9 protein-coding genes are annotated in these 12,634 nt (G+C 39.3%); 5 read left to right on the top strand and 4 right to left on the bottom strand.

What is annotated here, in order from left to right; all coding sequences use genetic code 11:
* The first annotated feature begins 375 nt into the window (after window positions 1–375).
* Entirely contained in the window at window positions 376–1,017 is a 642-nt protein-coding gene (locus tag BC008_RS03570; RefSeq protein ID WP_027846354.1) for a TMEM165/GDT1 family protein, read from the top strand.
* Window positions 1,018–1,225: 208 nt separating this feature from the next.
* Here the strand turns inward: BC008_RS03570 and BC008_RS03565 are convergent, their stop codons facing one another.
* A complete protein-coding gene (locus BC008_RS03565; RefSeq protein ID WP_027846355.1) occupies window positions 1,226–2,122 on the bottom strand; it encodes a tetratricopeptide repeat protein in 897 nt (298 codons plus the stop codon).
* A 376-nt stretch (window positions 2,123–2,498) separates the two neighbouring features.
* On the opposite strand from BC008_RS03565, the gene BC008_RS03560 reads away from it, so the two are divergent.
* A complete protein-coding gene (locus BC008_RS03560; RefSeq protein WP_027846356.1) occupies window positions 2,499–3,518 on the top strand; it encodes a hypothetical protein in 1,020 nt (339 codons plus the stop codon).
* Window positions 3,519–3,908: 390 nt separating this feature from the next.
* Here BC008_RS03560 and BC008_RS03555 read toward each other — a convergent pair whose 3' ends face one another.
* A complete protein-coding gene (locus BC008_RS03555) occupies window positions 3,909–5,078 on the bottom strand; it encodes a homocysteine biosynthesis protein (protein WP_027846357.1) in 1,170 nt (389 codons plus the stop codon).
* Between the two features lie 500 nt (window positions 5,079–5,578).
* Between BC008_RS03555 and recQ the strand changes: the two genes are divergently transcribed.
* Complete coding sequence (gene recQ / locus BC008_RS03550; protein ID WP_036265083.1) at window positions 5,579–7,723, top strand: DNA helicase RecQ; 2,145 nt, start codon at window positions 5,579–5,581, stop codon at window positions 7,721–7,723.
* 72 nt (window positions 7,724–7,795) lie between these two features.
* Here the strand turns inward: recQ and BC008_RS03545 are convergent, their stop codons facing one another.
* Window positions 7,796–8,845 (bottom strand): ABC transporter permease, encoded by a 1,050-nt coding sequence (locus BC008_RS03545; RefSeq protein ID WP_027842518.1) that lies wholly within the window; start codon window positions 8,843–8,845, stop codon window positions 7,796–7,798.
* Between the two features lie 506 nt (window positions 8,846–9,351).
* Window positions 9,352–9,870 carry an adenine phosphoribosyltransferase gene (locus BC008_RS03540; RefSeq protein WP_027842517.1) on the bottom strand — a complete coding sequence of 173 codons (519 nt, stop codon included), beginning with the start codon at window positions 9,868–9,870 and terminating at the stop codon, window positions 9,352–9,354.
* Window positions 9,871–10,270: 400 nt separating this feature from the next.
* On the opposite strand from BC008_RS03540, the gene BC008_RS03535 reads away from it, so the two are divergent.
* Window positions 10,271–10,894 (top strand): DUF3038 domain-containing protein, encoded by a 624-nt coding sequence (locus tag BC008_RS03535; RefSeq protein WP_027842516.1) that lies wholly within the window; start codon window positions 10,271–10,273, stop codon window positions 10,892–10,894.
* Window positions 10,894–12,318 carry a DUF4335 domain-containing protein gene (locus tag BC008_RS03530; protein WP_027842515.1) on the top strand — a complete coding sequence of 475 codons (1,425 nt, stop codon included), beginning with the start codon at window positions 10,894–10,896 and terminating at the stop codon, window positions 12,316–12,318. The genes BC008_RS03535 and BC008_RS03530 overlap by 1 nt, the downstream gene beginning before the upstream one ends.
* The last annotated feature ends 316 nt before the right edge of the window (window positions 12,319–12,634 follow it).

The raw sequence follows: 12,634 nt of genomic DNA, 5'->3' as shown, positions 1-12,634 counted from the left end.
AGAAGGCCTGTGCCGTAAGGCTTCTGGTGACCGGAGGGAGCAAGGGTTTAAGGCCCCCACCAAAATGAAATTTGGTGGCCTGCAATTGNTGTTACTTGTTACTTTTGAGTTTTTACTAAAGATTAAGCAATTTGCAGTATAATTACTTATTAATGAAGGGGAGTAGCTGTTGGTAAAGCATTAAATGCTGCCAATGTACCTGAATCAACATACTGGTGATGAGCCTGGTTCGGTAACATAAGGCTTTTTAGAAGAATACTTCATAAGCTATAAGTAAGCGAGACCTTCACTAAGTTCGTAGAGATGCGAGCTTGGTGAAGTCTTGCAACTCTCATCAAGCTCGCAGGATTTGTAAATATCAGGGAGCTTGAGAAAGTGCTAGAGGCTTTTACTAAAGGTTTACTATTAATTGGAATTTCAGAACTTGGTGATAAAACTTTTTTTATCGCCATGATTTTGTCTATAAAGCACTCGCGAAAATTGGTATTGTTAGCTGCGATTGCTGCTTTAGGATTAATGACTGTACTTTCTGCACTCCTAGGACAAGTTGCTTCACTGTTACCGAAAATTTACATTGAGGTCGCAGAATTTATTTTATTTTTTGTTTTTGGGATAAAACTACTTTATGACGCCATTAGGATGGATAAAATCATTGGCGAGTCAGAAATAATAAAAGAGGCAAATGCTGAGGTAAATGCAGCAGAAAAAAAAATACCGAAGTATAAAAATGTTAGCTACAAAAATATTTTTCTGATTTTCCTCGAAGCGTTTTTATTAATATTTACTGCTGAGTGGGGAGATAGAACCCAAATTGCCACTATTGCTTTAGCGGCAGGAAATAATCCTGTAGCAGTGAGTTCAGGTGCTATTTTGGGACATACAATTTGTGCTGCGATCGCAGTTACTTCTGGGCGATTCTTGAATAGACGAATATCCGAACGTCAACTCACTTTTGCTGGTGGATTTCTATTTCTGATCTTTGCCACTTTAGCAGTCATAAAAATCATAACTACGTAATTAGTTTGGGCAATTCGTTATGAATTCAATTCTAAAAGCTGTGAACTGCAAGCTTTTAGTCACCCTACGGGCGCGGTCCTTTTTGCTGTGCTAACTACGGATTCGCTAATGATTTGTACATAGCGCTATAGCTTTCGAATTTTGTTAGCACAGGGCAATAAGACCATCTTGCACTGCCCATAGCATCGCAGAATACTATACTTTGTACTCACTCTTTAGGAGTATTTTTGGACGAAGGTGTTTCAGTTGTGGAAGCTGTAGGATTTGGGCTCGGAGTGCTATTTGCCTGACGATTAATTTCATCCTTGTACTTAGCAGGGGCTAGTTCTGCAGCTTTAGTAAACAATGGTTTTGCTTGATCTACTTTCCCTTGTTGCTTAAGTAATAATGCTTTTGCCATCACCGGACGAAAATCTTGTTTATCATTTTTAATGGCGATATCAAAAGCAGCGATCGCCTCCCCATAGCGATTTTCCTTAGCATAAACACTACCAAGTAAAGTCTGAACTGCTGTAACATCAATACTGCCTGGCTCAACTTTATTTGCTTTTGCTGCAGTAGAGAGGTTATCTTTCAACAAGCTAATAGCTTGCTGAGGTCGTTTTTGTTGGAGCAAAAGACTAACATATGCTTCTAGCACCTTAGAGTCGCCGGGTTTAGTTTTCAAAGCGGAACGAAAAGCTTTGGCAGCACCTTCTTTATCGCCTACTTGCTGCTTAGCTTGACCGAGCAATACAGCATATTCTGCTCGTTCGGGAGCTTTTTTTACTAACTTTTCTAAATCTTCAATTACCGCTTTTATGTCACCTTGTTTTAGACTTAATAGCTGTAGCCTTGCTTCGATGAGGCGCTTGAGAGCAGCTGTATTTTCTGGCTCCTCCTGAGACAAACGTTGATAAAACTGTACGTCTTTCGTGAGTTTGGAGATTTGTGCTGCTGCAGGCGAACTTGTTTTAAGTGTGTTTCTTACAGTAGCAGTTTCTTCGTTTGAGGATTGCTCGTTGTTAAAAGCAGCGATAAGGGGAGCAACTGAAGCTCCAAGCAAACCCACACCAGCCAAACCTAAAACCAAAAACACCATCCAGCGATTGCGTGCTTGAGACACAAAACTTTCCTTTACTCTAATTTACAAATTATGGACTGTAAAAATTGAAAAAACCAAAAAATTTACAAACTTTGCGGAATACCATGAATTGCTTGTGAACTTTATAACAAACAGGCATTTGAACAGCCAAGTCTAGCAATGATTTTAGGATAAATTGTTGGATTTGTAGCTATGGTATGCTTCCGAAACTAGTATAAAGGCGCTAAATTACACATTTAGTGTGTGTATGCATTCCAAATGCGTTTTTAGTATCACACACTGTGCGATTGGGTGGCAAATTGAATTTATCTACTTCGATCTGCCGCACAAAAGCTTTTGAGAACCGCAATATTATTAAGTCCCATTACGGGATGTGTCTCCGCCGCAAGGAGTTTTTATGAATTCCGACCTGATGCCGTCACCTGAATCTTCCAATTCCACTGCCCCCGATCAGGCAGAAAATAATATTGTTAAACCGGCGCTTGAGCATACGGATGCTCCCGCAGCTGAAGTTGACAATTCACAGGCTAGCCATACCGATGCTGACGAAAATAAAAGTAATGATAGTCGTCAGCAACCAATTCCACCCCCTAGCGAACCGATGCAATACCGAGCCATTGGATTAGTTAGAGGGCGTTATCAAGCTAGCAGCGAACAATTTACCCAAGGCTTACTGCTGACCGCAGATGGTACAGAATTAAACGCTGTCCTTCTCGGTCGAATTATGAGTTTGGTAAAAAACCACCTTTCTCTAGAGCAAGAGCACTTATGGGTAGTTTATCCCCGAACCAGACAAGAAAATGACCAGTTACACGTCCAAATAGTTGGTGTTTGGGAGCCAGAAAATCTGGCGAAAAAATCCCCAGATGCGCTTGAAGAATCTGAAGCTTCACCACAAGAAGAAATGGAAGAAGATCCATCTTCTTCAGAAACTGATAAAAAAGCAACAGATAACTTTATTCCTTCATCAGAAGTTGCCGATGGTGGTTTCTCCATTCGAGGTGAAGTTGTTTACCAATCCTATGGCGATGAAAGCCTGGTTGTAAAAATTAAACAAGCTCCTCGGAAAGCATCTGATAAACCCAAGTATTTCAAGGTTAAACTGAAGGGCAAACTGGATACCAAAGCAGTTGGTAAATTCTGGGATTTTGAAGTAGAGCGCCAAGCCGATAACTTAACAATCGGTAAAGCTGAACTAATTGCCGATTTACCGAAAAAACGCAATCCGTTCAACAATAAGTTTAAGAAAAAGCGCTTTGACCGAGGGAAAAAACCATTCCGCAGACAAGATGGGGAAAAAACTCGTCCTGTCAAGAGAAGTGATAGTCCAAGACCATCATCAAGACCTGCTGCACCTGCTGCAGAAAATAGACCTACTCCAAAGCCAGTAAAACGCCAAAAACCTCAACAGGAGTAGTTAAAACATGGCTAAAGCCAAACAGTACCTACGGTATACTTTGCTAAAGACTGAGGTGATCGCTAATTGGTCATAGCATAGCGTGCCCCTTGTGGTATATCGTAATAACCCGGTGCGATGAATCCAGGGGATTGTAATGATGATGCTGCGTATTTTTTTATTTCATCAATAAATAAATTATACGGCACGCCCACTCTCAGGGCGTTCCGTCGCAGCCACACCGTAGGTGCTTAAAACTACTAAAAGTGGAGAATTTGCTTCTAAATTAATTACCAATCTAAATTAATTACTGAATTGCTTTATTAATTCCAAATTACCTTTTTTCTGGGGGCAGACTGTACCAAAATAGTGCTATACGCCCACGATAGCTAACAAGTTATTGGTTCTAATTCAAAATTCTGTCCAACGATTTTGGGGCAAAAAAGTTCGCTCTGTAGGAATTTGACAAACCGGTTCTGTAAGATTGAAGTTACCAGCCTCGATCCATTGTTTTAACTCTTGGGCAACTTGAATTGATAGATATAAGCTTACTAAAGGAGCTACGCGCACCGTTCTACCTTCAATAACGATCCGTCCTGATTTAAGTTGAGCGTAACTTACCAAGCCAAAGGTGGGACGTACCCTGCGAGGGATGGAAAAATCAACAATTGGTGCGACTAAGTCTTTGTCTTCGACAGCACATCTAACAACCACTTCTTCGTTTAGTATTGGTAGGGGCACTCCCACACCCAACATCAAAGAAGGACCATAATTTTTGAAGTAACAGCCCCTAACCCAGCGCGAATCCATTTGTTTCGCATCACCGATTAAAGCTAAGGTCGCTGCTGGTCCTACAGGCGTTCGATTGGGTAAACGTTTTTGTAATGGAAAGTGTTGAGTACCTTCCCAGGTGACATAACCTACACCACCACCAAGAAAAATTCGTGTACCGATACCAACAAGCTGTAAATCTGGGTCATTGAGTAGAGGAGAGATGGCACCAGCATTAGAATAGACTGCATTACCCAAACGCGGATGTAAAGGCCCGAGGTAGGTATGCAGCATGCGTTCTCCACCATTGACTCCAACTATAAAATTTTGATAAATATTCCGGGGATTAAATAAATAAAACTGATTGATTGTTTCGCGGGTAATTGCAGCCTCAAAAGTTCCCCGTGGATAACAGTCTGTTACTTGTCCTTGAGCGCGTACTTGTACGAGCTTACCTGCGATCAAATCTTCTATAACATGACCGCCACCACGTTCTTTGAGTTCTTCCCCTTCTTTTTGTTCTACGGGACAACTAGCACCCAAATATAAATCTACTGCCCCAAAGCCAGAATATGCTGGTACTCCATCTAACCAGCAGCGACGAATTTTAATTGGTGGATCGGTATGACCCAAATTAATCACAGCTCCACTAGATTCCATTGGTTCAAAAGTTCCAGTGGTTACTACATCGACTTCTTTGGCTACAGATGTAACACCTTCTTCTGCAACTTTTGCTTTTAATTCTTGTGCGGTGAGGACTACCGCTTTTTTGCGGTTGATTTTGTCATTTATTTCCGCAATTGTTCGCATATTAAATTATTTAAATAGAGCAGGGATAAGAAAGGGGGAAAGGGAAAGTGAATTATTTTCTCTTGTTTGCTAAATAACATCAATTGTAGTGGTATGCGTTAAGTCGTTCTGGTAAGTTCTGCATAGTACTGGGAAAAAGTTCTGAACGCACTGAGCAAAATCAGCGTATCACACCCATACTCTCAGGTGTATCTCTATCAGGTGTATCTCTATGGGAAGAAGTGTTAATATTTTTGGATAAAATGCTCAGACAGCAAGATTTTTGAGTTTAATTGGACACAAATCATTTTTACCTCATAAAAAATATAAAGACAAAACAATTTAACCAACAATAATTGGTAACTGATAACTGGTCACTGTAGCCCGTAAGGGCGTGGCGTTAGCCATAAACTGTTAGCGGATCCGTAGGTAGCGGATCCGCAGGTAGCGCAGCTATAGCTATAGCGTGCGCGACAGCGCATTAACTGGTCACTGGCAACTGATAACTGGTAGCTGATAACATGTATCCTCATCTCGAACAAGCACTAAAACATCACTTTGGTTACGATAGTTTTCGTCTCGGACAGCGTGACATTATTACTCAGGCGCTACAAAACCGAGATCTACTAATTGTGATGCCTACAGGTGGGGGTAAGTCTTTGTGCTTTCAGTTACCAGCACTACTCAAAAAAGGTTTAACGGTGGTGGTATCACCTTTAATAGCTTTAATGCAAGATCAGGTGGAAACACTACGGAAAAATGGAATTTCGGCAACATTTCTCAACAGTAGTCTTAATTCCTATAAAGTGCGATCGCGGGAACAATATATCCTCGGTGGCAAAGTAAAATTACTTTATGTCTCTCCAGAAAGATTGCTCAGCGAAAGATTTCTTCCTTTTCTGGATTTAGTAAATCATCAAATAGGAATTTCCACATTTGCCATTGATGAAGCCCATTGCGTTTCTGAGTGGGGACACGACTTTCGTCCTGAATATCGCCAGTTAAGTACCTTAAGACAACGTTATCCCGGAGTTCCCACATTAGCACTTACTGCCACAGCTACTGATCGCGTCCGAAGCGATATTATTACTCAGCTCCAACTCAAACAACCAAACGTTCATATAGCCAGTTTTAACCGCCAAAATATTTACTACGAAATTCGCCCCAAAAAGAAATATGTTTACACTGAGCTATTAGAAATTATTCGAAAAACTGAAGGTTCGGGAATAGTTTATTGTTTAACCCGCAAAAAGGTAGAAGAACTGGCATTTAAACTACAGCATGACAAAATTTCTGCCCTTCCCTACCACGCTGGTTTAAGTGATACAGAACGTAGCGAAAACCAAACCAAATTTATTCGCGATGATGCTCGGGTAATGATCGCAACAATTGCTTTTGGCATGGGAATTAATAAGCCAGATGTGCGATTTGTAGTTCACTATGATATTTCCCGGAATATTGAAAGTTATTACCAAGAATCGGGAAGGGCTGGTAGAGATGGAGAGCCATGCCGCTGTACCGTTTTTTACGGCTACGGCGATCTGAAAACTATTGAATGGAGCATCAATCAAAAAACCGATCCCCAAGAACAATTAATTGCTAAACATCAACTGCGACAAATGATTGACTATGCCGAAGGTACTGACTGTCGCCGGACAATTTTACTCGGTTATTTCGGCGAACAGTTTGCCGGAAATTGTGGTAATTGTGACAATTGTCGCCATCCCAAACCAGTTGAAGATTGGACAATTGAAGCCATGAAGTTTTTATCCTGTGTGGCGCGCTGCAAAGAAAGATTTGGCATGGCTTACATCATTGATGTTTTGCGGGGGTCGAAGAACCAAAAAATTATCCAAAGAGGACATGAAAAGCTTTCTACTTATGGAATAGGTAAAGATAAAACTGTTGATGAGTGGCGCATGTTGGGGCGTTCTTTACTACATCAAGGTTTACTCACCCAAAGTGCGGACGGTTACGGCGTTTTAAAACTGAATGCCCATAGTTGGGAAGTTATGCGGCGACAGCGTCCAGTTTCCATCGCTGTAAGTCCACAGCAAATAGCAACTTGGAAAACAGAGAGTCCTAAAGCTATAGAAGCTGAGATGTTATGGCAAAGATTACGAGAATTGCGCAAACAACTAGCAGATGTAATTGGTGTCCCACCTTATGCCATTTTTGGCGACTCTACCTTGAGATTAATGGCGCAAGTTAAACCGAGAAATAAGCAAGAATTTAGCAAACTTTCTGGAGTTGGTACCCATAAATTAGCACAGTATGGCGATAAATTTCTGGCAGAAATTCGTGCTTATTGCCAAGAAAATAATTTACCGGAAAATGATTCTATTTCCTTGCAAGCCACAGCAACATACACTGAATTACAAACTTTAGAATTACATAAACAAGGATTAAGTATTAAAGAAATTGCTCAACAACGCAATCTAAAAGCAAGAACAGTTATCGGTCACCTTTCCGACTTAATAGAAAAACATCAACCAGTAGATATAAATTTATTAGTTCCAGTAGAAAAACAGGAAAAAATTCAACAGGTATTAGAAACTTTAGGAAATGTAGCCCTAACACCAGTTAAAGAATATTTGGGCGATGATTATAGCTTTGATGAAATTAATTTGGTGCGGGCGATGTGGCGTAAAAAAAAGAATAGTTAAGTACAAGAAGCAAACAGGAAATAGCAAATAGATTTTCTTGGCTGTTCCCTGTTCCCTATTCCCCGTTCCCTTCTAATTCAAATTCTCTAAACGAATGCGGGGATCGGCAAATTTCAGTAACAAATCCGCAACTAAATTACCAATAATCAGTAAAATCGCGCTCATCACCAAACTAGCCATTACAAGATATAAATCTTTAGCATTCACAGCTTGCAAAGTAAGTCTACCTAAACCCGGCCAGTTAAAGAAAAATTCCGTAATAAAAGCACCCGCCAATAAATTAGATAATTCAAAACCCAGCAAGGTGATTAGGGGGTTAATAGCATTACGTAAAGCATGGACATAAATCACTACATTTTCTGGTAACCCCTTAGCACGGGCAGTTCTAATATAATCTTGGCGCAAGACATCCAATAGCTGACCGCGAGCAATCCGCTGCAAACCGGCAAAACTAGTAATACTTAAAGCAACGGTTGGCAAAATCATATGCCAAGTAATATCTAGTGCTTTACCAAAAAATGAAAGTTCGTCGTGGTTAATACTCGTCATTCCACCCACTGGAAATACTGGGCTAGTTATTTGAGCAAATATGAGTAATAACAAAGCTGTGATAAAACTGGGAAAACCTTGTCCTATATAGCTAATAACTTGCAAAACCCTGTCAGCAAAACGATTTTGATTGACCGCAGCAATGATACCTAAAGGAATGGCGATCGCCCAAGTTGCAATCAAAGAAGAAATTGCTAAGAGCAAAGTTGCTGGTATTCTTTCCCAAATCAATGAAGCAACAGAGCGCTGATAAACAAAACTAGTACCGAAATCACCCCGCGTCACAATATTTCTCAGCCATAAGAGATATTGCTCTATATTTGATTTATCCAAACCAAATTGTCGTCTCAGTTCTTCAATTCTTTCTGGAGAAATTTTCGGATTTTGCCGTAGTGTATCGATGTAATCTCCCGGAGATAGTTTAATAATAAAAAATGACAATGCAGAAGCAAGTAAGACAGTTAGCAGTGCTTGCAAAATCCTTTTAAGGACAAAAAGGAAGTTATCACTTGTAACCAGTCTTTGTAACCAATCTAAACTTGTTTCCCAGTAACTTCTTGATGTTGTATTCATAACACGGATGCTAGTTATCAGTTGATGCGCCTTTTGAGCCAGAAGTCAGGAGTCAGGACTCAGGAGTCAGAAGTCAGGACAGACGACCGCACTCTGACAAGTGAATAGAAGCTAGGAGTAAAATTCAGGTAAGAATAAAAATTAAAATTTATCTGAACCTTTTCAGGATTTGTATTTAAAAAACTTTTTTAGGTATGTTCTAGTTAAAAATGTGAGTATAAAATCCTTTCTAATTATTTTGGATTCTGTCTTCTGGATTCTAACTCCTTATTTGCAGAATTTTGCCAATTTCCATACTGCGTCAAAAAAAGCAATGAGGTATCATTAGTTTCATGGTTTTAAGTATAAAACTGTCTCGTAATGCAAACTTATATAAATTCCATAAGACCTCCATTAAATAGGAGGTTTAAGGAAAGCAAAAAAATCAAAAATCGATAAATACTTACTTGATCGCTACTTAAACGAAAGTGTAAGTATTAACTTAACTTAATATAAATTGTCCCAGATTAATACTCAACAAGAGTAACAATTGGGACATCAGGTAATCTGTCCCGTCCCTGTAGCTCGCGCAGTTCGATAATAAAGCCAAATCCCAGTAACTCACAGCCAACTTTTTCAACTAACTTAGCAGTGGCACTTGCAGTCCCGCCTGTGGCAATCAGGTCGTCTACAATAGCAATCTTATTTCCTGGTTGTAAAGCATCCTGATGAACTTCTAAGCAGTCTGTACCATACTCTAGTTCGTATTCCACTGCATGAACAGAAGCCGGTAACTTACCTTTTTTTCGGACAGGAATAAAACCTGCACCGAGCTTGTAAGCTAGTGGTGTACCAAATAAGAAGCCTCTAGACTCCATGCCGATCACATAATCGGGTTGTAAATTGGCTTCTGTAAACTTTTGGGTTAATAAATCTATCGTATGGCGTAGTCCTTCTGGATCTCGCAATAGCGTGGTGATGTCTCGAAACAAAATTCCTGGCTTAGGAAAATCAGGAATATCACGAATTAGAGGCTTCAAGTCCATAAATCTTTGTCAACAAAAGTTGAATTTTTAATACTATTGTTGTTTGCGACCCTTCCCTACCTCGAGAAGCTTGCTCTTATCAAGTAAATGCTTGGAAAATCGTACACTATAATGTCATACCCTTGGAATCATACCCTTGAAATTAGATTTGATTTTGGTGGTTATTGACGATTGTTATAATCTACACCAAGGTAGGGATGTAGTTGTACTAGTTGATCTTGGTTGATGATAGTAAGAACAAAAATTAAATGTAAGTATACGGAAAACTTTAATTTGAAAAGGTAAGTAATGTATATATCATGCAGTCATAAAATCGCATTAAATTCAATTAACCTAGTTTAGCTACCTATTTTAATTAGTTGTCATTAAATTATTTTCACCCGTATAAGGTATTTAGAGGATGAGTGTTTCCGCGAGTTTAACGCCATTTGACAATTCAGCACCCGAATCAACGCCAATGATTTTGGAAAATCTGCCAGATCCTGTAATTGAAGGGCAGGTATGTCCCCGTAACACCAGAGTACAAATCGACTTAATTTTATTGGCAATCGAAGCTTTGGAGCTGGGAGGTTCCGAAGCTATTTTGGCATTCGCACAAGAGTTAGACTTAAAAATAATTATTAAAGATAGAGTAAACCTTTGGCGGTTGCGTAACACTAATCCGATGCGTAGAGCACACATTCGCCGTCCTCTAAGTACAACTGAAGCAAAAGCATTAGTTGTAATTGCTTGTTATTTAGCTCGAAGATTGACTGTTGTGATTCGTCAATTATTAATGATATATCAGCAATTGAGTGAAAAACAAATACCACTCGAGCAAAATTTGCGTCTTTCAAATTATTTGGAAAGATTCAGAGCACACTTTAAAAGTCGGATGAATCCCAGGCGTGCTGGTTTTCCATTATTAACTTCCGATGAAAAAGTAGATGAACTAGCGATGAATTTGTTAGGACAATTACTATTTTGTGCTGGTACATCAGGAATGCAAAGGTTCTGGATTAGTCTTTTTGACGGTGAAGTGTAATGAATATTCAACGTAAATACAGTTTGCCTAATTGCACCCTACTCCTAGAAGGTTTGAGTGATTCTTCAAAAGCTTCTCATGTCCAAGAATTGCGTCCCGTATTATCTATTTTGGTAAATGCGGAGTGTCAAATATCTGGACATCAACCACTTTTGGGAGGACGAGAATTTTTTGAAAGTTTGGCTAGGGTCGCCAGTTCCTATGCTCAGGAATGTTTAAGTAATGTACCAAATCCACAAGCTCACAATATCGAGGTGGAGTTAGTACAAATTGAAAAAATAGATACTAACAAGCATAAAATGGTTGTCAATTCGGAGTTGCCTCAACCAACTTTGGATTATGACAAAAGCAATATTAAACCACCGATTGAAGTTAACTTAAATACAGTACAGCTTTTTGACTTAGTGGAAGCAATCGACCAGTTTTTTGCTGACACCCAAACTTTACCAGAATTTACACTGCAACTTGAGCCCGTTGGTAAACGTTATAACAATTCGAAGAAAACTGTAGTACAGCAAGCTGTACCTGCAACTCTTGGAGTCTCTGGTTTAGTTGCTGCTGCTGCAATATTTGCTTTGATTCCTGCACCGAAAATACAAACACCAAAACCCGAAACGGAAAAAGAGGTTAGTTCTGCAGTTAAGTCTTCACAAACGGGTGAAGAAAAAAATCTTGATTCAAATGTATCGGAATCAAATAGTTCATCTACAAAATCGGCAAAAAATTTATCTTCCCAAGTACAAGATTTAGAAGCTCTTTTGAGTCAAGTACCTGAAATTACTGATAGCTCGGTGTTAAAGATTTTAACTCGTAGAGTTCACAATCAACTCAACAATGCTTGGAATAATCGTTCTCAGATTACAGAGAATTTAATTTACCGAGTAGGTGTAGGTACTGATGCGGCTATTTTGGGTTACAAGTCCATAAATCAGGGAGCTAATACTCATCTAGAGCGTACCCCACTTCCCGAATTACTTTACAATCCAAATAAGCGTAATCCAGCAGGCAGCGAACCAATTGCTCAATTTAGGATAGTTTTTACTCCGGAAGGGATTTTGCAAGTTTCTCCTTGGCATGGTTACGGAAGAGAAATTATTGGGACTCAGATTAAAGATCCAGTTAAGGTTGATAGTTTAAAAAAAAATCTGGAGACAAATATTCGTGAGAAGTTGAGCGAAAAGCAGAAATTCGAAGAAGTTTTGAAATATCGCGTCGCAGTGAATGGAGAAGGATCTATTACTGATTATGAACCTTTAAATGAGGCAGCATTAGAAAACTTTCGAGATACTCCCCTACCGCATTTGTACAAATCTACTAAAATTGCCCAAACATCCAACTTGGACCCAGCAGCTGTTGCTCAATTCCAAGTAGAATTTCAGCCTGATACCGATCTATCAGTAAGTCATTGGCAAGTATCTCGGTAATGAGTGATAAGTAATAAGTAATAAGTAATGAGTAATGTTAGCGCACAGCAATAAGTAATGAGGCTTAGTAAAAGCGCTTAGATCGCGGAGAATGACGCAAGAAACTATACAAAAATACTGGATGAAGTAAGGTAGACTGTGATGGTGTCGGCCTTAAACTTCACGGTATTATTAATCTTACGATTTTGCTATGGTCTAAGCCTCCAGCATACTGTAGTTATTTGATTGCGTAAGTAATTAGGTAATGAACCAGTAATTTAATAAGCAATAATACTAAAAGCAGGATTTATTCTGATAAACTTTTGCTTATTACTTA

The organism is Mastigocoleus testarum BC008 (genome assembly GCF_001456025.1).
Lineage (GTDB): Bacteria > Cyanobacteriota > Cyanobacteriia > Cyanobacteriales > Nostocaceae > Mastigocoleus > Mastigocoleus testarum.
The sequence above is the reverse complement of the archived record's forward strand: the minus strand, read 5'-3'. Positions and strand labels throughout refer to the sequence as shown.